The organism is Melghirimyces thermohalophilus (genome assembly GCF_900102685.1).
Lineage (GTDB): Bacteria > Bacillota > Bacilli > Thermoactinomycetales > DSM-45169 > Melghirimyces > Melghirimyces thermohalophilus.
In genome coordinates this window covers 114,973-140,414 of sequence record NZ_FMZA01000009.1, presented here as the reverse complement: position 1 = coordinate 140,414, position 25,442 = coordinate 114,973, and the positions used below count along the sequence as shown (strand labels likewise).

Sequence of the window (25,442 nt, the reverse complement as noted above, 5' to 3'; positions counted from 1 at the left end):
CGAGGATTCCAGTACACATCCCGAGCGTACCACGACATGCTTGACCGGGTGGACCTAACACCCAGTATGTCGCGGAGAGGCAATTGCTTTGACAATGCCTGCATCGAGAGCTTCTTTTCCCACTTGAAAGCAGAAGCTCTGTACCTCCATGGTATCCAAGATATTACTGAAACGCAAAGGTGTATTGAGGAGTACATTCAATTTTACAATGAACAACGGATTCAACGGAGATTAAAAAAGTTGACGCCTGTGGAATACAGACGCCAACTTGTCGCTTAACCCGGGTTTTTTCCAAGAGTCTACAAAATGGGGGCTTGACCACATCTGCATCAGGGGGTTTGTTTTATTGATTCCTATGCTTAAAAGGCCGGGACGATAGCCCCTTTGTATTTCTCGTTGATAAACTCCTTCACTTCCGGAGAGTTGAGCGCCTCAGCCAATTCTTGCACCGCTTTATTATCCTCGTTACCAGCTTTCACCGCCAACACGTTCACATAGGGAGAATCTTTCCCTTCCTTGAACAGAGCGTCTTCTTTCGGATTGAGATTGGCTTGCAGGGCGTAGTTGGTGTTGATGATCGCCATATCTACCTGATCGAGGAAACGAGGCAATGCCGCAGCTTCCATCGGTTTAAACTTGAGCTTTTTCGGGTTTTTCTCGATGTTGTTCAGCGTCTTTTTTCCCTCTGTGTCATCTAGTTGGATCAATCCTTGTTTATCCAACAGGAGAAGCACCCGGGTCATTTCACTGGTAGCGTTGGGCAAGGCGACAGTGGAACCTTTTTTCAGCTGGGACACCTTATCGATCTTTTTGGAGTAGGCTCCCATCGGTTCGATATGGACCCCGGTCACTTTTTTCAAGTGCCAATCCCGTTCCTGGTTGGTTGTGTTCATCCAAACCACATGCTGAAAGAAGTTAGCGTCCAGCTGTCCTTCCTCCACGGCTTTGTTCGGGGTCACGTAATCCTGAAACACTTTCACTTCCAGGTTGATTCCTTTTTTCTCCAACTGAGGTTTCACTTGTTCCAAAATCTCGGCGTGGGGAACCTGGCTTGCTCCCACGGTCAGGTTTTTCTCCTCTTTTCCGGCCCCACATGCCGCAAGCACAACGGTCAAGGAGAGAGCCAGACCGATTTTAGTCAATTTTTTCCACATGAGTGGTTCCTCCATTCTGGCTTACCGTTTATCCAAACGCCGGGACAAAGTATCACCGATCCATTGTATCAGTTGAACCATCACAACCAGCAGCAAGCCGCAAACATAAAGCATCCCGTCGTTAAAGGACTGAAAACCGAAGCGGTAGGCGGCGTCACCTAGACCGCCTCCGCCGACCACACCAGCCATAGCGGAAAAGCTGATCAGGGTGACACAGGTGACGGTCAGTCCCGACACCAACGCCGGAGTCGCCTCGGGAAGCAACACCTTGGTCACGACTCGAAAGCGGGTGGTTCCCATGGCGAGCGCCGCCTCCACCACGCCCTTATCCACTTCCCGCAGAGCGGTTTCTACAATCCGTGCATAAAAGGGAGCCGCTCCAGCGATCAGTGGAATGGTGGCTGCTGTCGGACCCAGGCTTGTTCCCACCAAAAATTCCGCCACAGGAAATAGAAAAAGGACCAATACGATAAAGGGAACTGCCCTGAAAAAGTTGACAATCACAGCCGCTACCTTCTGCAGCCACGTATTTTCCCAAATCTGTCCCCGATCTGTCACTACTAACAGGATTCCCAGCGGAATCCCAAAAAGGGCTGTAAAGAAGGTAGAAATCCCTACCATATAGATGGTCTCACCAGTCGCTTGCCAAACAGCGTTCCAGTCCACTTCGTTAAACACGGGATTTCACCTCCCCTTGCAACCGGTACTCTTCCAAGCTATGCAGAACCCGATCCATTTCCTCCTGCGCTCCGTCCAGGACAAAGGTGATCTGGTCCTCTTCACTCACTTCCCCGCCGAGCATATTGACGGTCACCCCGTTATTTTTCGCCGTCTGTAAGATCCCCCACACCTGAGGAAAGGATTGGGAAGAGCAAGTGATTCGGACGCCTGACGGGGATTCCGCCGGTGCCCGCTCCACCTGATGAACAAACTGACGGGTCAAAGGATGGGTCGGATGATGAAAGAGCTGTTCCACCTCACCGGTTTCAATCACCTGTCCCTCTTCCATCACCGCCATCCGGTGGCAAATCTCCTGGACGACATCCATCTCGTGGGTGATCAGGAGCAGGGTGATCCCCATCTCCTCGTTAATCTCCTTTAAAAGCTGAAGAATGGACGACGTGGTCTCCGGATCCAAGGCGGAAGTGGCTTCATCACACAGCAATACCTTTGGATCGTTGGCCAAGGCCCGGGCGATTCCCACCCGTTGTTTTTGGCCGCCGGACAGTTGAGCGGGATAAGCATCTGCCCGCTCCGACAGGCCCACACGCTCCAGGAGGTAGTCCACTTTCTTACGGATATCCGCCTTTGATTTCCCGGCCACTTCAAGGGGGAAAGCGACATTTTGCCACACGGTCCGGGACCATAGCAGGTTAAAGTGCTGAAAGATCATGCCGATTTTTTGCCGTTCAGCCCGCAGTTCCGCCTCCGAGAGACGGGAAATTTCCCGACCGTCCACCTGAACGGAACCCTCTGTCGGGGATTCCAATCCGTTCACCAGACGGAGTAGCGTACTTTTTCCCGCGCCGCTCCGTCCAATCACACCAAAGATCTCCCCAGCTCCGATTTTCAGATTGACGTTTTCCAGCGCCCTCACCGCCTCACTGCTACGGCGCGCTGGAAAAACCTTTCCGATCCCTTTCAGTTCAATCAAGATTTCTCACCGTCCATATATAAAAAATCCTTTCTACAGACGCAGAAAGGATCGTTTCCCAATCGATCGGACCCTTTCTCTCATCTGTCAGGAATACAGATCCTGCAGGAATTGGCACCTTTACCATATCAATCATGGCCGGTTGCCGGGCTTCATCGGGCCAGTCCCTCCACCTCTCTCGATAAGAGAAAGCACATATTTTCATGTCACGATCCAGATGATAACACTGACCTGCTGATCCGTCAACAGGAGCGGAGATGCCAAATACAGGTCGAACTCCTTTGGTGGGAGCCTGTGCAGATTACTTCGGTTTACCTCGACATTACATTTCCTTTACATTTGCCGCTGCCCACACTACAAAAAGGCGAAATGGCTTATAATATAATTAACAAGAGGTACTTGGGGGTGCCCTGAATGAACTACCCAGTGGTCGGAAAAACCTTTTGGTTGGGTATTTTTAACGCAGCATGTATGAGCGTCCCTCTGTGGCTCCTCTTTTATTTGTCCCTGCGGTTGATGTTTTAATACATCCGACTGACGGACCGGACAACGGTTTTCCATATATAAAACAACTGTCAAAAGGGTTGCCCCTCTCCCGGCGGCAACCCTTTGATCGTCTATATTTCGTTTATCACCGGGCCCCGGTTCCCGACAGAACCACCCATACGGTTCGTACCAGAATCTTCATATCCAGAAGAAAGGATTGTTTTTGAATGTAATACATATCCATCTCAAATTTCTCTTCAGGGGTGGCTTCATATCCCCCGTTCACCTGGGCCCAACCTGTCAACCCCGGCTTGACGATCAAACGCTGTTTAAAACCGGGGATTTCCTTGGCAAATTTATCGGTAAAGACTTGCCGTTCCGGTCGAGGGCCGATCAGACTCATATCCCCCCGCAACACGTTGATCAGCTGAGGCACTTCGTCGATCCGGGTTTTACGGATAAATTTCCCGACCCGGGTAACGCGCGGATCGTCTTTGGAAGCCCATTGGGGTCCATTTTTTTCCGCATCCATACGCATGGAACGAAGTTTGATCACATGAAAAGGACGACCGTTTAAGCCGACGCGCTCTTGCTTGTAAAAAATCGGACCTCTGGACTCTAGTTTGATCGCGGCTGCGGTCAACAGCAGCACGGGTAGGATAAAAAGCAACAGGGATACGGAAAAAACCACTTCAAATAACCGTTTGAAGAAGGAATAAAAACCCCATCCCTTCGTCCGTGCCTGTGAATCGCTTTGGTAAGCCGCCGCTTTACAACGCATCCGCAAACCACTCCTGCCGTACATAGTAAGTTCCGTTGAGATGGTTATGGATGAAATGTTACAGAAACATTACACTCAACGCTGCGACCAGGCAGTCAATCTGCTAATCAGTATACTTCAGTTCCCCAGCTTTTACAATGTTTCTGGGCATGTTTTTTACGATAACTTTACATTGATGTTACAGAGCATGGATCTACTTCACCTTGACACCATAATAAGACAACGTCCGGCTAAGCCCCTGTTCCAATGAGGTCAGCGGGGACCAGTCTAGGTACTTCAAGGCTCGATCGATCTTGAAATAACTGTGTTTAATGTCTCCCGGTCGATCGGGTCCATACTCCACTTCAATCTTGCGACCGGTGATGGACTCCACCGTCTCAACCAAATCGTTGAGCGAAGTGCGAACGCCGGTTCCGATATTGAGCGTTTCCCCGTCCCCCCGATCCAGTGCCGCCACATTGGCCCGGGCGATATCATCTACGTAAATGTAATCCCGTGTCTGCTTTCCATCGCCGAAGATGGTCAGAGGCCGGTCATGCAACAGGCGGTCGACAAAGATGGAGATCACCGCCCCTTCTCCGTGCGGCACCTGGCGAATGCCGTACACATTGGCATAGCGGAAGATGGTATAGGTGAGTCCGTACAGCTCCTGGTACACCCGAATGTACCGTTCGGGGGTCAGCTTGGAGATCCCATAGGGGGACAGGGGAGAAACCGGGTGTTCTTCGTCGATGGGCAAGTCCTGGGGGTTACCGTAAACCGCCGCCGACGAGGCGTAGATAAATTTTTTGGCCCCATGATGACGACATCCCTCTAAAAGTCGGATCGTCCCCAAAAGATTGGTTTGCGCATCCTCGATCGGGGCTTCGATCGAACGGGGCACCTGGGATTGAGCCGCCTGATGAATCACCGCATCCGGCTTCTCCTTCCGGAAAACCTCATCCACCGCTTCACTCTGGACATCCATCCGATAAAAGGGAACCTCCGGGTGTAAATAGCCTTCATCACCGGTGGAAAGATTATCTAAGACCACCGGTTGATGCCCCTTTTCCAACAGCCGGTCCACGATATGGGAGCCGATAAAGCCCGCTCCTCCTGTTACCAATACCTTCATGTCTAAAACTCCTTCTTTCGCCCGATCCAACCCGTTTTACTGGGTGGCGTGTTTCTCCGGCCGTTCATGGTTCATGGTTCATGGTTCATTGGAACGCCGGTCGCTCCGCTAACACAGGGAAGAGTATCCTTCACACCTTTTTTCTGTCATCCGGAGCGCTTCGCTTCCTTCACCTTCTCCATCTCGACACCTCCCAGAGAAAGCAGCTCCCAAAATAGGGTTTGGGCCAACTTCTTCCGGTCTCCGTAGCGGTCGATATACTGACTCGCCCGCTCCGCCAGCGCGTTTTTCTCTTCATCCGTTTTCCTTTTCACTTTTTCCATCGCTTCGGCCAAGCCGCGGGGGTCCTCCACACCGCTAAATAGACCGACACCGTTAGCCTCGACGATTTCCCGAACTTCCCCGTCCACGTTGGTAATGATCGGTTTACCGATATACATATAGTCAAACAGTTTATTGGGACGAGCCCCTCGGAAGATCTCATTGTCCGCCAGGGAAATGATACCGCAATCGGCGGCATCGATATAATGATAGATCTCACCTTTAGGGACCGGATCGAGCAGATAGACGTTGGAGAGGCTCTCCTCTTCCTTGATACGGCGAAGGCGGTCCTTTTCCGGACCGTCCCCGATCAGGACGATGGCGGAGTCTTTCGGCAGATAACGCCCGGCTCGCACCACATGTTCAAGGGCGTTGGCAGGTCCGTGAGCTCCGGCATAAAGAGCGACAAATTGACCGGGGTCCACGCCCATCCGCTGCCGGTATCGCTTTTTCGCCGACGGATCCCGTTGCCAGGAATCCCTCACAATTCCATTGGGAATGAGGGAGATCTTCTCCCGGTCGATCCCTTTTTCAGCGATAAACCGCCGTTGATATTCCGTCAACACCACAATTTTATCTGCCCTGCGGTATAAGAAGGACTCTAACCAGGTTAACGATTTAATCAGATACCGGTTTCGCAACCCGTTCATCTTGATCAAGGTATCCGGCCACAAATCCCTGACTTCCAGCACAAAGGGACAGCGTTTAAGTTTGGCGAGCAACCATCCGGAAAAGGGAGTGAGCAGGTGAGGCGATGAAGCGTATAACACATCCGGCCGCCCCCGGAACAAACCGGCGATCAAGAAAAGGAAAGCAAAACTTAACATATTTAACACCCTGCGAATATCGTTCCGGGTATGGGGAAAGGACCAAATCCATCGAAGGTGGAGATTGGAAACCGGTTGAATCTCCCGCTTTTCTTCGGCGTCGATAAATGTTCTTCTCGGGTGGTTAAAAGAAGACAGCCAGAGGGTGACATCGGCACCTTCTTCCTCCGCCCATTCCCGGGCCAGTTCATAATGCCGGGTGATTCCGCCGAGATTCGGTGGAACGGCATAATGATTGGCGATCCAGATACGCACTTCGCTTCACTCCCTTTATCCCTTAGAACTGCTGATAAAGCTGAATCAATTTTTTCTCTTCCACCTGCCAGTTATATATGTCGCGGTGGGCGGCCTTTCCCTTCTCCCCCATCCGCTGTCTGACTGTGTCCTCCCGCAAAATCCGGGTCACCTCACGGGCGATCGCTTGCGGGGAGAGCGGATCGACGGTCACACCAGCTCCACTGCCTTCAACGATCTCTCGCCACAGGGGGAAATCGGTGGCGACGACGGGGAGACCCGCAGCCATGTATTCAAACATTTTGATCGGAAGGGACTCCCGGTAATTTTCCACCGGGTGAAGACAAACCAACCCCACCTTCCCAACGCTTAACCATTTTTGCACTTCTTCGAAGGGAATCGATCCGTGGAGATGAATTCCCTTCTCACGAAGCGCCTCCACCTGCCGGTCCTCCTCGTCGATATGCTGCAAAGGTCCGATCAAGTGCAGCTCAGCATTTAATTCCGGGGGCAAATACTCCATCATCTTCAGCATTTCCCGATAACCCCTCAAATAGGAGACCCCCCCTACATATAAAATCCGATGGACCGAATCTTCTTCCCGCTTGGGCGAAACGGGAGGAAAGGGGAGGGGGTAATTTTTGATCACTTCCACCCGCCGACAGGAGGCAAAATGATTGGCGATCGGCTCCGTCGCCGTCACCACCGCCGATAACCTGCGAGCCATCCCTTTTTCCATAAGGTTGGCGAGCCGTGATAACACCCCTTTCAGCGGTGTGGGAATCCAGGGTTTGGTATAAATCTGTTTCGGCAGATCCTCATGGGCGTCATAGATGACCGGACGGCGGGTGATCCACCTAAGCAGCACCCCCCAGGGAAGCAATTCCGGATCGTGGAAGTGGAATCGGTCCGCCCCGCTGCCCAAAGCCCGGCGAAACAGGCGCCAGCCTCCCAACAGACGGGTCAGTTTATTTTTAGGGCGCGGAAGTCCCACGATCCGCACTCCCTTTTCCTCTTTCTGTTCGAAATCAGCGAGGGCGTGGAGTTCCACCTGATAGCCGGCCTTGGCCAGTGAGACGGCCTCCTTGTGAAAAACGCGGGAATCGTTGTAGCTGTGCACAGAGCTGAACATCATAATTTTCCCGTTCATTCTGTCCTTTTTCATTCCTTCCGTTCCGCGGCCTTTCTCCCGGATTCCCCTTTCTCCTCCCTGGTACCGACAGCGACAACGGCAAGAGCGAGGCCATAGACGATCCACATCGGGGTGAAATGGATCGCGGTGCTCGGAGACATGCCGCCGAAGAAGTAGCCCACTAGGGCGATCAAACTGGCAGCCGCTCCCCACCGCACCGTCGGCGAGAGAGTGTCAGCATTTTCGATCCGGGCCAGTCTCCACAACCGGTACAGCAACCAGCCATACAGAGCCATGTAAAGGAGGAAGATGGCTACTCCGTAGTTGACCAGTATCTCCACCCACCAGTTGTGAATATTTACTTTGCCTCCAGTTCCTGGCGCTCCCACCATGTGATGTTCGATATTGCCGGCTCCCACTCCGAAGTAATTGCTTTGGTGGAGAAACTGGAGACCATTCATGATCAAGGCCTTCCTCATGTTGATGCTTTGATCCCCGGAGGCTGGCTCCTCCTGTGGTTGAGTCCCGTCCTTTTGGATGCTCCAATCGCCCCGGAGATCTTGGAGGACCCCCATGGTGGCGCCCAGCCGGTCACGAGTATGTTGTGACAGAAGAGTGTGGTTGAGCAGATTGACCAGCAGAGCAGCCAACACCAACAGCCCGATTCCCTTTAACAGATGTCTGCGCAACTGGCGCCCATTCAGCGTAAATTTAATCAAAACCAGCCAGGCAATTCCCGCCAGTGGCAAAGCAAAGCCGCTGTTGCTGCGAGATCCGGTGATAAACAGAACACAGAGTGCGATGATGCCTGTTACATAGAGCAATCCCTTGGTCCTGCGACGAATCGGCAACATATACATGGCGGTGACCAAAAAAGGAAGCCCCAAGGTAATCGCTGTGGCAAAGTCGTTTTGATTGGTGAAAAAAGAGGTCGGGTTAGGTGAGTCCGTCCCAAAATAGCGAGACGCGGGAAGATGCCAAAAAGTGAGTGATTCGATCAAGCCGAAGACAACCATAGTGAAGTAAACCCCGAACAACACCCGGACGGAACAAATGATTTTGCCGGCATTCTTAAGGAAAAAGGGAAACGACAGGCATAACAGTAACATGGTCACCAGAAAGACGGTGTACCGGATGCCGTAGCCCAGGTTGGCGGCCCAAGCCAGGGAGGCCGCTGAATACAGAACCCAGAAAGCGAAGAAGCCCGTATGCCAGCGAATGGGATACAGATGGGTTGATTCCAGGGATTGCTCCTGCACCCAACGAATGATCAAGGACGCCACCAACAGGAAGAATGCGATCCGGAATAGCGTCACATTGATCCAGGGTTCCGCCGCACCCCACGGAATTTTGATACCCAGTGTCGGTCCCAATACGGCAAAAACCACCATCAGGTGAAACAGGCGGTTCAGTTGTTGTTGTCTCGGCAGCAACAATGACGACATCACACTCACCTTTTCCCAACGAGATTCGGCAACCGGTGTCGCAGGTCGGCGACGGACTCGGAATTAAATAGGCCGGTCACAAATACCGACGCAACCATGACAACCAGAGAAACCAGATAGCAAATCCACATACCCTGCCATCCTTGCACCTGTCCCCAGGTGATCACAGAGAGTGTCACCAGATAAATCCCCAGATAAACCAACATGCTGCGAAATCTGAAGTTCACCCGGTACACTTTTTGACTTTTCCTGTAAATGGATATAAATGCGAACAGATACGTGATCACATTCATCGCCGCCGTCCCCCACGGACCGAAGGCCGGGATCAGCAAAGCGTTACCGGCAAAGTAAATGAGCGCGGCGACCAGAAAGGTTTTGGATATTTCTTTGGTCTGCTTTTGTATCAAGAGTCCGACGCCGACGATCAGATGCATGGTGTTGAGCAGCGTCCCCGTCGCCAGCATCCAGACGTAGGGATATGCAGCAAAGTACTCTTCCTTCCCTGCCACAATCTGAATGATTGGTTCGATGAAAAAGGTAAGAAACAGGATGAAAAAGGTGCCGACCACCAGAAATGCGCGTCCCAGCAGGCTGTAAATGCGAGGTGCGTCCTCCCGCTCCTTAATGGAAACGGAAAAGGGCCGCCATGCCAACTGGAAGGCGGTGGTCAACAGGGCGATCATACTGGCAAAACGCAAGGCCAACCCGAAGATCCCGGCAGCTTCCGAAGAAACTATGTGGTAGATCATGGGGCGGCTGACCGCATTCATCACCCAAAAAGCTAACAGGGCAGGCAACAGGGGCAAGCCGTAGCTCAAAAGATCCCGCAAATGTTTTTGCTTGACGGAGATCGTAAACTTATGCCGGTAGTACCATAACAGGAATGTCGCCACGATGGACTGGGCCAGGATCTGCCCGTAGAAGATCCCCTTTACCCCAAGGTTTTCCACGACGACAAAATAGACGCTGGCAAGGGACGAGCCGATAACAAAGCTCATGCTGCCCAGGTTAAAAGTCCAAACTTGCCGGCTGTACCGCGCATAAGCCAAAGTCTGTTGAATAATCACATTAAAGACGATCACCAGTATCGCCAGCGTCAGCAGGTGTGGATAGGCTTCCCCGTCCTCATATAGGACCTTCGCCGATGGTGCGCTGACGAAGGAGATAATCAGGAGGAAGAACAGGCTGATAACAGCTGGAATTCCCACTGCCGCGGTAAAATAGCCGTTACGATCCCGTTCATCCTTCGCCTCGAAAAAATAATAGGCGAAGGCGGTGTCAGTACCCAGGATGCAAAAATAGGTCAGAACCATAGCGATCGTATTGGTCAAATCCCAATCCCCAAATTGGGACGCCTGCAACTGACGTGTGTAAACCGGAACCAGAAGAAAGCTGACGATCTTGTTCCCCATCAACGCCAGTGCAAAGGCGGTGGAATCGGAGAACAGTTGTTTAATCTTATTCAGCATAGCGCGCCATTCTACCTCTCTCTAAGTTTCGCGCATCATCTCACCCTCCGGTACCGGCCGCAATACGCGGGCCGGCACCCCGGCATAGACCATTGCCGGCTCCGTATTCCGGTTGACCACCGCTCCGGCGGCGATAAAGGATTCCTCCGCAATCACGACACCGGGCAATAAAACAGCTCCTCCACCCACACGGGCTCCCCGTTTCACAGTGGGGCCTTTCACCCATTTGAACCGCTCTTCGGTCCGGCCCATAAAATTGTCGTTGGTGGTCTGAACCCCCGGAGCGATAAACACATGGTCTTCCAATCGGGAGTAAGCGGTGATATACGCGTTGGTCTGAATTTTGGTGTGGGACCCGATCTCCACCTGGTTTTCTACGGCAACTCCCCGTCCGATCACGACATGGTCACCGATGGCACATTTTTCGCGGAGGAAGGCCTGGTCTGCCACCAACACCTCCCGCCCGATCCGGCTGCCCCGATACAGGACAGCATGTGCTCCGATCGTGCAACCTTCGCCGATCACCAGTGCCGGAAGTTCGGAATCCACTTTCACCGTACTGGATTTGGCCGGCCGGGGCCACCGGCCGATCACAGCGTGATCGGCTACGATGCTCCCCTCTCCGATCACGGTCCCTGCGTGGATGGTGACATGATTGCCGACGGTGACATTATCACCTAAAACAGCTCCCTCTTCAATCGTGGTAAAACGGCCTATCTGAACTCCTTCTCCGATGTGAGCATCCCGATGGATCGCTTGGCTCATTGAGCATCCTCCGTTTGTTTTAGATCTTCTCATAGTCGCCGCGAATGGAAGCGACTTCCTTCATCCCGTTTCGGGTATCAAAAATCACCCGGGCCTTGTCGGCGATGAGCTGATAGTCGTAGCTGCTGTGATCCGTGGTGATCAAGGTGATATCCGCCTCTTCCAGCAACTCGCCGGTCAACTCCCTGCTGTGATAAGTGTGACCGTCCAAGCGAACCGACGGAATATGGGGGTCATTAATCCACACCTCGGCGCCGTGTTTTTTCAGCAACCGGATGATATCAAGAGCCGGGGACTCCCGCATATCGTCGATATCCCGCTTATAAGCGATACCCAGCAGCAGCACCTTGGACCCGTTCAAGGGCTTTCCGTGGCGGTTCAGCATTTTCATCGTCCGCTCCACCACGAAATCCGGCATATAATGGTTGATCTCCCCAGCCACTTCGATCAACCGCGTATGATACTTGTATTCCCGCGCTTTCCAGGTCAAGTAATAAGGGTCGATGGGAATACAGTGGCCACCCAGCCCCGGCCCCGGGTAAAAAGGCATAAATCCGTAGGGCTTGGTTTTGGCCGCCTCTACCACTTCCCAGTAGTCGATCCCCATCTTATTGCAGAGGACGGTCATCTCGTTGGCCAGCGCGATGTTGATATTGCGGAAGGTGTTTTCCAGGATTTTTTCCATTTCGGCGACAGCGGGGCTGGACACTTCAAACACTTCCCCGTCCAGCACATTGCGATAAAGCGCCGCCGCTACTTGGGTGCAGGTTGGGGTGATGCCCCCGACCACTTTCGGCGTATTTTTGGTGTTGTACACTTTATTGCCGGGGTCCACCCGCTCCGGGGAGAAGGCGAGGTAGAAATCGACGCCCGCTTTCAGGCCTCCTTCTTCCAGGATCGGCCGGACCACTTCCTCGGTGGTACCGGGGTAGGTGGTGCTTTCTAGGACGACCAGCATCCCCTCATGCAGTCCTGTGGCAATCTCCCGAGCCGATGCTTCCACATAGGAGGTGTCCGGCTGCTGATAGATATCCAGTGGAGTGGGGACACAAATGGCCACGGCGTCTACCTCAGCGATTTCACTGTAATCGGTGGTGGCGCGAAACTTCCCGTCCCCGACGATCTGGGAAAGTTCTTCATCCACCACATCTCCAACATAATTGATCCCCTGATTCACCATATCGACACGCTTCTGTTGGATATCAAATCCGATGACCCGGTAACCGGCCTTTGCTTTTTCCACTGCGAGGGGCAGCCCGACATAGCCAAGGCCGACCACCCCAATCACCGCTTCTCTTCGGTTGATTTTTTGTAACACTGATTCCGTGTTCATCCAACCTCATCCCTTTGTTGTAAGTATGTGGATCAACCGAACAGGGGCTAAAATCGCCTGGCCTGTTTTTGATCAAGCATGAAAAAATGCTTTCACCGCATCGGCGACACGTTCTTGCTTCTCTTCATCCAGTTCCGGATAGAGGGGCAAGGCCATCGACTGGCGACAAAGTTTTTCTGCTACCGGAAGATCTCCTTCTCGGTACCCCAATTCCCGGTACACCTTTTGCAAATGAAGCGGCACCGGATAATAAGCGGCAGTCCCGATCCCTTGACTCTTCAGATGCTCCATCAAGGCATCCCGTTGATCCGTCCGGATGATATACAAATGGTAAATGGAGGTGCGGTCCGCCGCCACAACCGGCGTTTCCACCGGAAGATCCCGCAACAGACGATCGTAGCGGTGGGCCCGCTCCCGGCGCGCTTGGTTCCATTGATCCAGGTAGCGAAGCTTCACCCGGAGCGCTGCTGCCTGCAATTCATCCAGGCGACTGTTGTAACCGATCACGTCATTGTGATATTTGGAGTTGGGGCTGCGGCCGTGTACGCGTAAACTTTTCAACTTGGCGACCAATTCCTCATCATCGGTAACCACCATACCACCGTCCCCGTAACCGCCAAGGTTTTTGGTCGGAAAAAAGGAATAGGTAGCGGCATCGCCAAAGGAACCGATCCGTTTTCCTTTGTATTCCGCCCCGATGGCCTGGGCCGCATCTTCCAGCACCCACAGGCCGTGTTTTTCGGCGAAACGGGTTACTTCATCCAGGTCGGCAGGCTGCCCGAAGATATGGACGGGGATGACAGCTTTGGTTCTCTCCGTCACCTTTTCTTTCAACTGGGATACATCCAGATTGCCCGTTTCGGGGTCGACATCGACAAAAACCGGACGAGCCCCCAACCTGGAAATCACCTCGGCGGTGGCAAAAAAGGTAAAGGGAGTGGTGATCACTTCATCCCCAGGGCCGATCCCCCAGGCATTCAACACCAGCAACAGCGCATCGGTACCGTTGCCGACGCCAACCCCGTACCGGGTTCCGCTGTATAGAGCGATCTCTTCCTCCAGGGCGGCCACCTCGGGACCCAGGATATAACGGCCGCTTTCCAGCACACCGGTGATCGCCTCTTTTATTTCCTCTTGCAGTTGTCGATACTGTGCCTGCAAATCGAGTAAAGGTGTCTTGCTCATTGACACCCACCCCCTTTTAACACTTCATCCATCGAGACCGGCTCGCCGCGTTCAGCGGCAGTCTGACAGGCGACCACCAGACCGAGCGCCCGCCGGCCATCTTCTCCTGTCACCATCGGTTCGCCCCCGGTCCGGACCGCTTCGGTCATGTCCTGAATCAAGCATTGGTGTCCGGGCATCCCGAAGGGATCCGCCTCCACCTGTCGGATCGCCTCCTCGGCCTCCTCATCAGTCAGGTCGGCAAACTTCCAAGTTTTGATCCAGTTAGCCGTCGGCCCTCCGATCACCGCTGTCCCCGTCTCCCCAAACAGAGAGAGGGATTCCTCCAGGTTACGCGGATACAGGGTAACTGCCGCTTCAATCACGCCCAGGGCACCGTTTTTAAATTTGACGATGGAAACCGATGTGTCCTCGGCTTCGATGTTCCTCAGACGTGTGGCCTGATAAGAGGCGACTTCCTCCACATCACCCGCTGTCCACAACAGCAGATCCAGGTTGTGGATCGCTTGATTCATCAATACACCGCCGTCCATGGCCTGGGTCCCCCGCCAGGGGGCCTGATCGTAATAAGACTGGTTTCGATTCCAGCGAAGGGTGGCGTTGGCGTGGCTGATCTTGCCAAAAGCACCTCGCTCTAGCCGTTTTTTTAGCTCCCGGATCGCCGGCCGGAACCGGTTGGGATGAACCACACTCAGCTTCACCCCGTTATCTGCACAAGCCTGGATCATTCGATCCGCCTCGGCCATGGTTAAAGCCATCGGCTTTTCCACCAGCACATGCTTGCCTGCTTCCGCCGCCTGTACCGTCAAATCAGGATGAAGGCCGCTGGGTGTACAAATATTGACCACATCCAAGTCGGAGCGGCTGACGAGGTCCGCCGAATCGGTATAACCCTCCACTCCCTCCTCCAGGAAGGCCTCCATGCGCCCGGGATCCGTATCGCAGACAGCCACCAGTTGGGCACCGTCCACTGCCCGGATCGCCTCCACATGTTTTTTAGCAATATGGCCACAACCGATGATCCCGTATCGTACCACCGCTGTCCCTCATTTCTTAACCGATTGCGCCCGCCTTTGACAGACGGGCACGATCAAAGATAGATTTTTTTGTTACAACAAGATTACAATTTCCATCTTAAATGTAACACAACCGAAATGTTCACGGTATCCTATCACGGCAATCTTAAAAAAACCTTAGTGCTTCATTTAGAGTCGGCCGTCTTTACTAGCGAATGGTATAGAGTGGCCATTCGCTCGGCATTTTTTTGCCACGTGTAGGAGCCTGATTCAGAATAAGCTCGTTCCCCCATATCATGGGCAAGTCCTTCATTTTCCATCAATAGAATGGAGAGATAGTGGGCCAATTCCTCTGAATTTTTCGGCTCTGCCAAGAATCCCGTTTTGCGATGGTGAAGGATCTCGGAGATCCCTCCCACATCGGTCGCCACCACCGGTTTTCCACACCCCATCGCTTCTAGCAAGATCGACGGCAACCCTTCGCTCAAACTGGATAACGTAACCACATCGCTGGCGTTTACCCACCATGGAATTTCATCGTGGGGCCTCCGGCCCGCAAACAGCACCTGATCCAGAATCCCTCGTTCCCGCGCCTGTTGTTTTAGCTGAGCACGCAACGGCCCATCACCGACCAGATGCAGACGGACATCAGGATGAACATCGGTCAGACGGGCAAAGGCATCAAGCAGATATTGGACCCCTTTAACCTTATACAGATTGCCGACAAATAGAATGGTTTTCCCCTCTTCCGGCAACTGCAGTTTTTTGCGTGCCTGAGCCCGGGAGCGGGGATAAAAGCGCTGGGGATCGAATCCGTTGTATATGGTGGTCGCTTCCACTCCGGCCACGATCTTTTGCGCGTCCCGCCTCAGCTTCTCGCTCACGGTAACGATATGGTCACAATTGCGCAAGGCATCCTCTGTCCGCTCATAGATCCCTCGTTTGCGAAAGGGGTAGAGACGAATATCCGAACCATGGATGGTACTGACCACCGGAACCCCAAACTGTTGCTTGAGCAAAGTGCCCGCATACCCATCGGGATAAATAGTATGACAGTGAATCAGATCAAAGGGAAACCTCTTTTTTAACTCCTCTATCTCACAGACCAGGGAACGATAATACAGGTATCCATAGATTTGAAAAAAGAGACCTCCCGGAAACATCCACGTGGGAACATAACGGATGGGCACCCCGTCCATGGTGGCGGCTTGCGGAAACTTGCGGTACCCCCTCCAGGGGGGATAAATGGGAAAGCGAGGGATGGGAGAAATCACCTGACTGTTTACCCCGGCTTTTTTCAGTGTCTTCACTTGGTTGTGGACGAAGATACCCGACATCGGATTGGCCGGGTTTGGATACATATGTGAGATTACCAATACATTGAGGCTCATGGTGTGGGACGTTCTTCCTTTCCGACGCGAATCACCCAGGCCGACGAAGCCGAGGCAGCCGCGAATGTTGATTATCCATCCTTCCAGAGCCGTTCCACAATGCGGTCGGCTGCATTTCCATCACCAAATACCGGATCGACACGAGAAAAGTCTACCTGAAAACTTTCCACACATTCAATGATTTCCCTTTTGTCCGCTCCCACCAAAATATTGGTTTTCTGATCGACTGTTTCTGTCCATTCCGTCTCATCCCGCATGGTAATACAAGGAATATTAAGCAAAAACGCTTCCTTTTGTACGCCGCCGGAATCGGTCAAAATTTTGCTTGCGTTGGCTTCCAACCGAAGCATATCTAAGTAACCCACTGGATCAACCACTTGCAATCGGGGATTGCCAAACGTCAAACCATATAATTCCATCTTGTGGGCCGTTCGGGGGTGAAGAGGCAGCACCGCCGGAATCGACAGGCTGTTCAGCGCGGATACAATCGATTGCAGTCGGCTAGGATCATCGGTATTTTCCGCCCGGTGAAGAGTGATCAGTAGATAATTCTCCTCCTCCAACGAAAGCTGTTCCAAAATCGTTGATTGTTCCCTAGCCAGCTCCAGGTTAAACGTAACGGCATCCATCATTACATCCCCCACCTGGTGTACCCCGTCGGTAATCCCCTCCGCCTCCAGGTGACGGACGGCCGTTTCTGTAGGACAAAACAACTGCGAAGAGACGTGGTCGGTCAGCACCCGATTCAACTCTTCCGGCATCCTCCGGTTGAAGCTGCGCAGTCCTGCCTCCACGTGGGCAACTGGGATATGCAGTTTGGATGCGGCTAACGCCCCTGCCAGGGTACTGTTGGTATCTCCGTACACCAACACCCAGTCCGGCTGTTCCTTCTGCAGGACCTCTTCCACGCCGGCCAACATCTCCCCAGTTTGGGCCCCGTGGGATTTGGATCCAATCCCCAGATGATAATCCGGCCGGGGGATCTGTAATTCCGTAAAAAACACATCGGACATGGCTGTATCATAATGTTGTCCAGTATGAACCAATATTTCCTTCGCATCGGAGCGCAAACTCCTAGAGACAGGAGCGGCTTTGATAAACTGAGGCCGAGCTCCCACCACGGTTACAACCTTCATGCGATTCCCTCCTGCAGGCAGATTTAAAATGCCCTCTTTAAAAAACGTCGAGAAGGCGTTTCGTGTTGCGTCTTTTACATCTTATTAACTAAGACTTTACACAGGCATGGCATCCGCTGATTCCGTCCATGTTATAAAAGGAAAACAGGTCGTGGAGGAAATGCTTGTGGCAATCCGAAAAAGACAACCAGATGAACCCGCACCGCTGGATTGTGCCATCGGACTGATTAATAGCAGCATCATCAGCCTCTTGTTATGGACGATTCTGTACCTGTTGTACCGCATGTGGTAACATCATCCGGCCTCTCGGTTTGAAAAATGGACGCTTTTTTCGATGCGTCCACATAAATGGCGTTCATTCCTTTTCTTGCAGGGCAAACATCAATTCCCCTTCTGCGACCACTTGATCCCCCACGCGGGCCACGCCTTTTCCTTTTCCCAACGATCCACGCAGCCGCAGCATCTCCACTTCCAAGGTCAACGTGTCCCCCGGTTTCACTTGACCTCGGAAACGGCATTTTTCAATCCCTGCAAAAAAAGCCAGTTTTCCCCTGTTTTCTTCCTTGCTCAATACAGAGACCGCTCCCACCTGCGCCAAGGCTTCCACGATCAACACGCCGGGCATCACGGGGTAGCCGGGAAAGTGTCCTTGAAAGAAAGGCTCATTGACCGTCACATTTTTCAGCCCCACCGCCCGTTCACCCGGTTGGCATTCCAACACCCGATCCACCAGCAAAAACGGGTACCGGTGAGGGATCACCTCCTGGATCTGCTTCGCATCCAGCTCCATGAACAACCCTCCATTTTCTCATCAACAGGGACCCATATTCCCTTGTCGATGTCTGGTCATAAGCAATTTGATTGTATCACAAATCACCTCTGGCTCCGAAAAACTTCACTGCCATCTGATTAGATATTTCGATTCAGCTTTTTTATGTATGAAAGAAGGAATTCCTTACTACAATAAAAATGTCCCTTCGTCATACGCGAAGGGTTCAAATAAAAGGCACCGGGGAAGATCCCTCGGTGCTCTTTTCTGCTGGTTATTTTTCTGTCTGTGCGACGGTTTCCACCGCCTGGGCCACCACTTGATGGACGCGGGAGTTTAAAGGGTGGGGAACCAGTTCGCCGGGTTTGGTTTGATCAGCGATCGCCTCAGCGGCAGCGACTAGCATCTCATGACTGATCTCGCTGGACCGGGCATTGAGAACGCCTCGAAAAATGCCGGGAAACCCGAGGATGTTGTTAACGGAGCGGCCATCTGCAGCATAGGCCGCCCCTGCCGATTGAGCCGCTTCGGGTTCGATTTCCGGCTTGGGGTTGGACAAAGCGAGAATGATATGCCCGTCTCGGACCCATTTCTCCTGTATCAGACCAGGCACGCCAGTGGTGGCCACCACAATATCCGACTGTTTCAACAGCTCCTCGACGCTATCCACTGGCTCGCCGCCGTGCTGCTGCAACCGTTTTTTGGCGGCATCCGATTTATCCGCCCCTATCACTTTGGGAACCCCATAAGCCATATACATCCGACAACAGGCCAGGCCGGCGGCGCCGAGGCCGATTTGACCAACCACGGCATCTTTCAAGTCGACTCCGACACTGCGGGCGGCCGAGATCACCGCAGCCAGAGTCACCACTGCGGTTCCGTGTTGATCGTCATGCATCACAGGGATGTCCAGTTCATTTTTTAGTCGCTCTTCAATCTCAAAACAACGGGGAGAGCCGATATCCTCCAGCAGAATACCGCCAAAGCCGGGGGAAATGGTTTTGACGGTCCGAACCATCTCATCCGGGTCCTGGCTCGACAATAGAATGGGAATGCCGCTGATTCCGACGAAACGGTCAAACAATGCCGCTTTTCCTTCCATCACAGGCATACCGGCCACCGGTCCGATATCCCCCAACCCAAGTATGGCCGTCCCGTCGGTCACGATGGCGACCGTGTTACCGATGCTGGTGTAGAGACGCGCTTTCTCCGGCTCTTCCTCGATCACTCGGCAAACGTTGGCGACGCCGGGGGTGTACACCCGGCGCAGGTCCGCGAGAGAGCGGACATCGAAGCGACTGGTCATGTGAATTTTTCCACCTTCATGGGCCCGCAACACATCATCGGATACCGCATGCAGGCGAATCCCGCCTCCCAGTTCGCGAATCGCTTCTTGTATCTGTTTTAATTGCTCTTCATGGTCGCAGTGAACGGTAAAGGTGCGAAGAGTCGATGTCGGACCCACCTGAACGGTCTCCACTTCACCGATATCTCCACCGGAGAAGCCGATAGCTGTGGCCACTTTTCCTAAGTTTCCCGGAACAGAGGGTGTTTCTACCACAAACGCCCGGGTGATATTTCGATCATTCAATAACGGACACCTCCGACAACGAGTACAGATTTCATTACATGATCTTTTGGTTGATCTGCTTAAATTGAAATAGGTAGACAAACGAGGTCAAAAAGGAAAAAATGATCACACCCCACAGAAACTCTCCGCCGATGGGATGATCAAACATCAGGAGGGAGAGGGCGATGTAATATAAGACCGTCGTCAGCTTTCCCATCAGATTAGCCGGCACCGTCAGTTTTCCCTGAAAATGAAAAAAGGCAGAAGCGATGATCATCCCCAAATCCCGCAAAAATATGGCCAAAGCGGCAGGGATGCTGATACGTTGTGAGGCGAGCAAGGAGAGAAAAACGGCCAGCATCATCAGTTTGTCCGCTAGAGGATCCAACATGATTCCCAATTGTGTCACCTGTTTATTTTTCCTCGCCAGATAACCATCCACCACATCTGTCATTCCGGCCAGCAGAAGGACAAAAAAGGCCCATTCCATCCGATGAGGAATCTCAGAAAAGAAAATCCACAAATAGATGGGAATGAGGATGAAGCGAAACAGGGTGACCGTATTGGGTATGTTCAATCGGGATCCCTCCTCATGGCTGCCCACCAGAAAAATTGCCCCCGAAGCAGGACGGACACTCCCAAGGCGTGAAAAGAACCCGTCACCACCGATCGGGTTAGGCGGGGGCGGGGGTTTACCCGTAAATCAGATTATATAAGTGCTCCCACAGCTCCCGGGTAAACACCTCACCAACGGGATCGTTACCGAGGACACTGTAACCGATCATCAACCCGCCGGCCAATGCCGCTACGGACAAAAGGGGAAGCCAGACAAAAACAAACATCAGCCCTTGTTTCCTATTGAGCCGGAAGCGTCTCTTTTTAGCAGCAGGGGTAGTCGCCAGCTCTGTTTCCGACTGCTTACCGGCTGCGTCGCTCTCTTTCTTCGTCCATTTGAGTACGCCAGCCGGTTTGCGATAGGGGCGACCCTCATCCGAAGCACCTGCAGATGGAGAGGATTGTGATTGGATCGCTTCTTCCTCATCCTTTCGGAACTCTTCCGGCGGAGCAAAAGGATCACTCTGTCCCCAGTCGGTAAGGCTTTCCTCTGAGCCGGCGGTATCGTCCACGTGCTGACGATCCTTTTCCACAGAATCCTTCTCCCCAGCCCCAAGAGGGCCTAACTCTTCTCCCACTTTCTGCTTCGGCATGGCGTCGGAGTCAGGAAACACTGTATCTGGAGAAGTTTCTTCTTTCCGTGCTTCCCCGGTTCCTTCAGCCACCGCTTCTGATTCTCCGTTGACGATGGGAGCGTTTTTGCGTCCATTTTCATCCGGGTCACCCTTTGATTCCGATGAACTTGCCGAAGGCGCCGAATCATCGGAAGGCTGAGCGGTTGAATACAGACCCTCCCCTTCTGTTTCCGGGAATTGGGAGATTTCCTCTTCACTTGAAAGCGGTTTACGTTCTTGTTCCGGTTCACTGGCCCGGATCGTTTTTTTATCTTTTTGCTGCATTGCTATCCTCTCCGAGCAGCGGTTATGGTCATTCCACGGTCAGCTTGTCCACAGCAAAAACCGATGGAAACTATGTACAATCCTAATGAAATCATCCAGGGTTTTTCCTCTATAGATAAAATATATCGCAACTGAAGAATGAAGTCCACTAAAGGTGCATCTTCCAACAAAAAAGAAAGATCGAGGCCTCCTTAGGTTATAACCGGGATCGGCCTCGACGGGCCATCCGTCTATGTATGTGCGGCGGTTCAAAGACGATCCCGGTTGGAGTCCTCATTTATGGCGGGCGGGGTGTGCGGACATAGGAATTAGACCTCGGTGGTTTCCAGACTTTTCTCCTTCTTCGGGCGTGCTCTCTTATACTTGACTTTGGTGGCCTCTCCTCCCCGAAGGTGACGGATCGTTTTGTGATACTCAAGGATCTCCTTCACCTGATTGGCCAGCTCGGAGTTGATTTCGGGCAAACGTTCTGTCAAATCTTTGTGTACGGTACTTTTGGAAACCCCAAACTCTTTTGCAATGGCGCGGACGGTGTTTCGGGTCTCCACAAAATAGCGTCCAATTCGTACTGTCCGCTCTTTGATGTAATCATGCACTCCCCTCGCCTCCCTCTCCCTAATGTCTGGTACATTATATGAGCAGTTCCCACGGTTATTCTCATCTAACAAGCCCTGACAAGCCTCAATCCCCTTTTTTAGCCAATATTCTGATCCTGCAGATAACAAAAACCGCTCCCGAAGGAGCGGAGACGCTTGGCAGTTTTTATTGGTTTACATAGCGGCCCGGATCAACGGTTTTATTGTCTTTGCGGACCTCGAAGTGGAGGTGGACGCCGGCTTCTTTTTCAAATTTATTGCGGCCAGCTTCGGCAATCTTATCTCCTTGGTCCACAGTATCCCCCGCTTTAACCCCAACTTGGGACAAGCTTTGGTACACGGTGACCAAGCCATCTTTATGCTTGATTTCCACCAGATGCCCGGTCAACGGATTTTCTTCCACTCGGAGCACCTTCCCGCTCATAGCGGCGTTCACGTCAAAGGCTTTGCCATCCTTACGGGCGAAGTCATATCCGGAATGGGGCCAAAAAGAGTTGTCGTATTGGACCAACGACGCCTCTTTGGATTTTTCTGAACCCGCTTCTTGATAAAAGCCCATCGCTTGTTCCGCCTGGGAATCGTCAGCAACCGGAAGCTTCATCTTTTCCGCCGTATTTTCCGTCGGTACCGTCTCTTCCTGGATCAGCTCTTCCAAGCCGGTATTGGTTTTGGTCACATCCAGGTCCTGGGTGTTTTGATACCACCATACCAGGCTTAGGATGAGTGCTGCGGCTGCCAGGTAGACGGCGGGGAAAAACCATTTTTTCGCTAATAGTCTTTTCCATTTCAGACGCGGAATTTTTTCAACCGAACCCGTCGGTTTACGGTCTTCTGGTTTCATTTGGTTATCACCTCAGGATCCATTGTCACCACGGGATCCTGGATTTATACCTTTTTCCATCCTTTTTTTCATATAATTAACAGATTGAAGGGGGCAAAACCTGTATAAATCCTCGGTCTATTAAAATGAAACCTTTCTTTTTTTATGAGAAAGCCGTCGGGTCCGATCTTAAAAACACGATGGGTTCACCTGCGACATGGCCCCCGGAAGAGAGGAGTTTAATTATCATCCTCTATCTGCGCCAGTGTTTTTTCCATGCCAGCGATGGTGACTCCCTGGTAATAATAGTGGATAATCTCCTCTGCTCGTTTCCCCTTTTTCCCCATCAAGTTAGCGCCCCATTGGCTCATACCCACGCCATGACCATACCCTTCTGTGGTCAAGGTAATCGTGTCACCCTCTACCTTCCACTTAAAATCGCTGGAGGACAGGTCGAGCGCTTCCCTCACTTGTCGTCCGGTAAACACTTGATCGCCCACCTGGATTTTGGCGATCCGCCCCCCTTCGGTCTGCTCGATCACCTTCAGCCAACCATTGCCGACAGATGCGGAGACAGCCACCTCTTTCCCAGTGGACTGAGTCAGATGCTGAACAAACTCTTGGACCGAATAAGATTTTTGGTCATTAAATTTGGGGGAGGCTTGATCCCAGGGAGAGGGGACACTCCGCAAGTAGGGATAGGAAGAGGAGAAGTAATCTTCGGAGTTCTCCGTTTGTCCGTTGCTAGTTGAAAAAAAAGCGGCGTAGATCGGTTCCCCTTCGTACAGGATCACCTGTCCCTTTGTCTCGGCCACCGCCTGGTTGATTCGCTTCACATAGGTGTCGTATTTATCCCCCCATTCCGCTTTCAACGCCTCGTCATTCCGATAGACTTGGTGATTCACCGAGTCGGTCACATGGGCCTCTGCCGCTTTGCCCCCCATCTCCTGCATGTCATCAAAGTTCCCTTTGGCCAGACGATCCACGATGTAGGTTCGGGCGACCATCGCCTGGGCTTTCAATGCTTCTAAATGAAAATCCGCCGGCATTTCTGCCGCCACCACCCCCCGGATATACCGTTCCAAGGGGACTTTCTCCACCTGTTTTTCCTCCGTCAGATACACTTTGATCGTAGGACCGGAATCGAGCGCCGTTTGGCCGGAGGCATTGTTTTTGGTTAACGGATCCTCATCGTCAAACCGGACCAGGATCGCCGGAATGGCGATCATCACCCCGATCAACAACACCGTTAACAACAACATTCCTTTATGCAATGGGATCCGCCTCCTGTGGGAAATCATCCGAGGGACAACCTCTTTTTCAACCTATGAACCTGCCCTCCGGGATAGAACCCATCACAAAAAGAGGAGCCGCAGCTCCACAGGCTGCGGCTCCTCTACTCTTATATTTTACGCAAATGAGTGCTGGATATTGACTTTCTCTCCCGTTTCTTCGGAGATCCGTTCAATATCGGCTCCAAGGGAGCGAAGCTTTTCGACCAATCCAACATACCCGCGGTCGATATGATGCAGTTCCGTCACTGCTGTCTCTCCCTGCGCCACCAGTCCGACCAGCACCAGAGCCGCACCGGCTCTCAAATCAGTCGCTTTCACTTCAGCACCGGACAGGGGATGTCCACCTTCGATCAAAACCGACCGGCCGTCAATCCTCATCTGGGCTCCCATTCGCTTCATCTCTTCCACGTGCATAAACCGGTTTTCAAAGACCGTCTCCGTCAACACGCTGTTCCCCTCGGCGTTCAGCAGAAGCGCCATCATCTGAGATTGCATATCCGTCGGAAAACCGGGATAGGGAAGGGTTTTAACATCTACCGGCTTGAGCGGTTGGTCCGCCCGGACATGAATACCGTTCTCCCCTTCCACCATCTCCACACCCATTTCCCGAAATTTGGCGATAACGGGATTGAGGTGGTCGGTGATCGCCCCTTCGACGAAGACTTCGCCACCGGTGATCGCCGCAGCCGCCATATAGGTTCCAGCTTCGATCCGGTCGGGAATAACCGTGTACTCCGTTCCCCGAAGAAAATCTTTTCCGACCACCCGGATCGTATCGGTACCTGCACCGCGAACCTGTCCACCCATGGCATTGATGAAATTGGCCAGGTCGACAACCTCCGGTTCACAGGCGGCATTTTCAATCACCGTGCGCCCCTTGGCCAGCGCGGCGGCCATCATGATGTTTTCCGTTGCTCCGACACTGGCCACATCCAGGTAGATGCGAGCCCCACGCAGGCGATCGGGAACCGTCCCCTCAATAAAGCCCTGACCGATGTGGAATTCGGCACCCATCGCTTCCAGGCCTTTCAGGTGTTGGTCGATCGGTCGGCTTCCGATGGCACAGCCGCCGGGCAGCGGGATCCGGGCATGTTTTTTGCGAGCCAACAGGGGACCCATTACCAAGAAGGAAGCCCGCATTTTGCGCACCAGATCATAGGGAGCTTCCGTTTGCTCCACATGTTCCGCTTGGATCCGTACGGTTTCAGCTTTTTCGTCCAGTTCAGTGCGGATACCCATACTGAGCAGCAACTGGGTGATCGTTTTGACATCTTCCAGCATGGGGACATCCCGGATGAGGATCTCTCCCCGGGAGGACAGGATGGAAGCGGCGATGATGGGTAGGACGGCGTTCTTTGCGCCGTGGACCCGAACTCGCCCCTTCAACCGTTTGCCACCCCGTACAATGATTTTGTCCAAGAATCTTCCCTCCGAG

25 protein-coding genes and 1 riboswitch are annotated in these 25,442 nt (G+C 52.8%); of the genes, 2 read left to right on the top strand and 23 right to left on the bottom strand.

Annotated features, from left to right (window positions below; all coding sequences use genetic code 11):
- A partial coding sequence (locus tag BLP91_RS08775) for an IS3 family transposase (protein WP_143003508.1) occupies nt 1-279 on the top strand: 279 nt, incomplete at its 5' end.
- Nucleotides 280-359: 80 nt separating this feature from the next.
- Here the strand turns inward: BLP91_RS08775 and BLP91_RS08770 are convergent.
- From BLP91_RS08770 to wecB, 15 genes are all read right to left on the bottom strand, one after another.
- The gene (locus BLP91_RS08770; protein WP_091569733.1) at nt 360-1,154 is read right to left on the bottom strand and encodes a MetQ/NlpA family ABC transporter substrate-binding protein; all 795 of its coding nucleotides are present in this window, start codon (nt 1,152-1,154) and stop codon (nt 360-362) included.
- A 21-nt stretch (nt 1,155-1,175) separates the two neighbouring features.
- Nucleotides 1,176-1,832 carry a methionine ABC transporter permease gene (locus tag BLP91_RS08765; protein WP_091569730.1) on the bottom strand — a complete coding sequence of 219 codons (657 nt, stop codon included), beginning with the start codon at nt 1,830-1,832 and terminating at the stop codon, nt 1,176-1,178.
- Nucleotides 1,825-2,808, bottom strand: coding sequence for a methionine ABC transporter ATP-binding protein (locus BLP91_RS08760; RefSeq protein WP_091569727.1), 984 nt, complete (start codon nt 2,806-2,808; stop codon nt 1,825-1,827). The genes BLP91_RS08765 and BLP91_RS08760 overlap by 8 nt, the downstream gene beginning before the upstream one ends.
- Nucleotides 2,809-2,885: 77 nt before the next feature.
- Nucleotides 2,886-2,996, bottom strand: a riboswitch (SAM riboswitch).
- Between the two features lie 443 nt (nt 2,997-3,439).
- On the bottom strand, nt 3,440-4,099 hold the full coding sequence (locus BLP91_RS08755) for an exopolysaccharide biosynthesis polyprenyl glycosylphosphotransferase (protein ID WP_425412201.1): 660 nt from the start codon (nt 4,097-4,099) through the stop codon (nt 3,440-3,442).
- Between the two features lie 169 nt (nt 4,100-4,268).
- A complete protein-coding gene (locus BLP91_RS08750) occupies nt 4,269-5,189 on the bottom strand; it encodes an SDR family oxidoreductase (RefSeq protein ID WP_091569722.1) in 921 nt (306 codons plus the stop codon).
- A gap of 146 nt (nt 5,190-5,335) precedes the next feature.
- Nucleotides 5,336-6,592, bottom strand: coding sequence for a glycosyltransferase family 4 protein (locus BLP91_RS08745; protein ID WP_091569719.1), 1,257 nt, complete (start codon nt 6,590-6,592; stop codon nt 5,336-5,338).
- 22 nt (nt 6,593-6,614) lie between these two features.
- Nucleotides 6,615-7,736 carry a glycosyltransferase family 4 protein gene (locus BLP91_RS08740; protein WP_091569716.1) on the bottom strand — a complete coding sequence of 374 codons (1,122 nt, stop codon included), beginning with the start codon at nt 7,734-7,736 and terminating at the stop codon, nt 6,615-6,617.
- The gene (locus tag BLP91_RS08735; RefSeq protein WP_091569714.1) at nt 7,733-9,148 is read right to left on the bottom strand and encodes an O-antigen ligase family protein; all 1,416 of its coding nucleotides are present in this window, start codon (nt 9,146-9,148) and stop codon (nt 7,733-7,735) included. The genes BLP91_RS08740 and BLP91_RS08735 overlap by 4 nt, the downstream gene beginning before the upstream one ends.
- Nucleotides 9,149-9,153: 5 nt before the next feature.
- On the bottom strand, nt 9,154-10,617 hold the full coding sequence (locus BLP91_RS08730; RefSeq protein ID WP_091569711.1) for a lipopolysaccharide biosynthesis protein: 1,464 nt from the start codon (nt 10,615-10,617) through the stop codon (nt 9,154-9,156).
- 21 nt (nt 10,618-10,638) lie between these two features.
- On the bottom strand, nt 10,639-11,382 hold the full coding sequence (locus BLP91_RS08725; RefSeq protein WP_091569709.1) for an acyltransferase: 744 nt from the start codon (nt 11,380-11,382) through the stop codon (nt 10,639-10,641).
- A gap of 19 nt (nt 11,383-11,401) precedes the next feature.
- Nucleotides 11,402-12,715, bottom strand: a complete 1,314-nt coding sequence (locus BLP91_RS08720; protein WP_091569706.1) for a nucleotide sugar dehydrogenase — start codon at nt 12,713-12,715, stop codon at nt 11,402-11,404.
- 72 nt (nt 12,716-12,787) lie between these two features.
- Entirely contained in the window at nt 12,788-13,900 is a 1,113-nt protein-coding gene (locus tag BLP91_RS08715; protein ID WP_091569704.1) for a DegT/DnrJ/EryC1/StrS family aminotransferase, read from the bottom strand.
- Nucleotides 13,897-14,937, bottom strand: coding sequence for a Gfo/Idh/MocA family protein (locus BLP91_RS08710; protein ID WP_091569702.1), 1,041 nt, complete (start codon nt 14,935-14,937; stop codon nt 13,897-13,899). The genes BLP91_RS08715 and BLP91_RS08710 overlap by 4 nt, the downstream gene beginning before the upstream one ends.
- A 164-nt stretch (nt 14,938-15,101) precedes the next feature.
- Nucleotides 15,102-16,307 (bottom strand): glycosyltransferase family 4 protein, encoded by a 1,206-nt coding sequence (locus BLP91_RS08705; protein ID WP_091569700.1) that lies wholly within the window; start codon nt 16,305-16,307, stop codon nt 15,102-15,104.
- Between the two features lie 71 nt (nt 16,308-16,378).
- Nucleotides 16,379-17,443, bottom strand: a complete 1,065-nt coding sequence (gene wecB, locus BLP91_RS08700; RefSeq protein ID WP_091569698.1) for a non-hydrolyzing UDP-N-acetylglucosamine 2-epimerase — start codon at nt 17,441-17,443, stop codon at nt 16,379-16,381.
- 166 nt (nt 17,444-17,609) lie between these two features.
- Between wecB and BLP91_RS17275 the strand changes: the two genes are divergently transcribed.
- Nucleotides 17,610-17,735 (top strand): hypothetical protein, encoded by a 126-nt coding sequence (locus BLP91_RS17275; RefSeq protein WP_281220518.1) that lies wholly within the window; start codon nt 17,610-17,612, stop codon nt 17,733-17,735.
- Between the two features lie 63 nt (nt 17,736-17,798).
- Here the strand turns inward: BLP91_RS17275 and fabZ are convergent, their stop codons facing one another.
- The 8 genes from fabZ to murA form a co-directional block, all read right to left on the bottom strand.
- Nucleotides 17,799-18,233, bottom strand: a complete 435-nt coding sequence (fabZ, locus tag BLP91_RS08690; protein ID WP_091569693.1) for a 3-hydroxyacyl-ACP dehydratase FabZ — start codon at nt 18,231-18,233, stop codon at nt 17,799-17,801.
- A 253-nt stretch (nt 18,234-18,486) separates the two neighbouring features.
- A complete protein-coding gene (locus BLP91_RS08685) occupies nt 18,487-19,803 on the bottom strand; it encodes an NAD-dependent malic enzyme (RefSeq protein ID WP_091569690.1) in 1,317 nt (438 codons plus the stop codon).
- Between the two features lie 34 nt (nt 19,804-19,837).
- Complete coding sequence (locus tag BLP91_RS08680; RefSeq protein WP_091569688.1) at nt 19,838-20,359, bottom strand: CDP-alcohol phosphatidyltransferase family protein; 522 nt, start codon at nt 20,357-20,359, stop codon at nt 19,838-19,840.
- Between the two features lie 115 nt (nt 20,360-20,474).
- Entirely contained in the window at nt 20,475-21,296 is an 822-nt protein-coding gene (locus BLP91_RS08675) for a DNA-directed RNA polymerase subunit beta (protein WP_091569685.1), read from the bottom strand.
- Nucleotides 21,297-21,604: 308 nt separating this feature from the next.
- Entirely contained in the window at nt 21,605-21,892 is a 288-nt protein-coding gene (gene spoIIID / locus BLP91_RS08670; protein ID WP_143003507.1) for a sporulation transcriptional regulator SpoIIID, read from the bottom strand.
- Nucleotides 21,893-22,058: 166 nt separating this feature from the next.
- Nucleotides 22,059-22,733, bottom strand: a complete 675-nt coding sequence (spoIIQ, locus tag BLP91_RS08665) for a stage II sporulation protein SpoIIQ (RefSeq protein WP_091569681.1) — start codon at nt 22,731-22,733, stop codon at nt 22,059-22,061.
- 218 nt (nt 22,734-22,951) lie between these two features.
- The gene (gene spoIID / locus BLP91_RS08660) at nt 22,952-23,986 is read right to left on the bottom strand and encodes a stage II sporulation protein D (protein WP_245662207.1); all 1,035 of its coding nucleotides are present in this window, start codon (nt 23,984-23,986) and stop codon (nt 22,952-22,954) included.
- A gap of 135 nt (nt 23,987-24,121) precedes the next feature.
- Nucleotides 24,122-25,426, bottom strand: a complete 1,305-nt coding sequence (gene murA, locus BLP91_RS08655; protein ID WP_091569679.1) for a UDP-N-acetylglucosamine 1-carboxyvinyltransferase — start codon at nt 25,424-25,426, stop codon at nt 24,122-24,124.
- Nucleotides 25,427-25,442: the final 16 nt, after the last annotated feature.

Excerpts from the sequence above, each read along its gene's own strand:
- BLP91_RS08705 (WP_091569700.1), bottom strand. The coding sequence starts at position 16,307 with ATGAGCCTCAATGTATTGGTAATCTCACATATGTATCCAAACCCGGCC.
- fabZ (WP_091569693.1), bottom strand. The coding sequence starts at position 18,233 with ATGGAGCTGGATGCGAAGCAGATCCAGGAGGTGATCCCTCACCGGTAC.
- BLP91_RS08750 (WP_091569722.1), bottom strand. The coding sequence starts at position 5,189 with ATGAAGGTATTGGTAACAGGAGGAGCGGGCTTTATCGGCTCCCATATC.
- BLP91_RS08755 (WP_425412201.1), bottom strand. The coding sequence starts at position 4,099 with ATGTACGGCAGGAGTGGTTTGCGGATGCGTTGTAAAGCGGCGGCTTAC.
- BLP91_RS08715 (WP_091569704.1), bottom strand. The coding sequence starts at position 13,900 with ATGAGCAAGACACCTTTACTCGATTTGCAGGCACAGTATCGACAACTG.
- BLP91_RS08740 (WP_091569716.1), bottom strand. The coding sequence starts at position 7,736 with ATGAAAAAGGACAGAATGAACGGGAAAATTATGATGTTCAGCTCTGTG.
- spoIIQ (WP_091569681.1), bottom strand. The coding sequence starts at position 22,733 with ATGAAACCAGAAGACCGTAAACCGACGGGTTCGGTTGAAAAAATTCCG.
- wecB (WP_091569698.1), bottom strand. The coding sequence starts at position 17,443 with ATGAAGGTTGTAACCGTGGTGGGAGCTCGGCCTCAGTTTATCAAAGCC.
- BLP91_RS08675 (WP_091569685.1), bottom strand. The coding sequence starts at position 21,296 with ATGCAGCAAAAAGATAAAAAAACGATCCGGGCCAGTGAACCGGAACAA.
- BLP91_RS08770 (WP_091569733.1), bottom strand. The coding sequence starts at position 1,154 with ATGTGGAAAAAATTGACTAAAATCGGTCTGGCTCTCTCCTTGACCGTT.
- BLP91_RS08735 (WP_091569714.1), bottom strand. The coding sequence starts at position 9,148 with ATGTCGTCATTGTTGCTGCCGAGACAACAACAACTGAACCGCCTGTTT.
- BLP91_RS08730 (WP_091569711.1), bottom strand. The coding sequence starts at position 10,617 with ATGCTGAATAAGATTAAACAACTGTTCTCCGATTCCACCGCCTTTGCA.
- BLP91_RS08720 (WP_091569706.1), bottom strand. The coding sequence starts at position 12,715 with ATGAACACGGAATCAGTGTTACAAAAAATCAACCGAAGAGAAGCGGTG.
- BLP91_RS08725 (WP_091569709.1), bottom strand. The coding sequence starts at position 11,382 with ATGAGCCAAGCGATCCATCGGGATGCTCACATCGGAGAAGGAGTTCAG.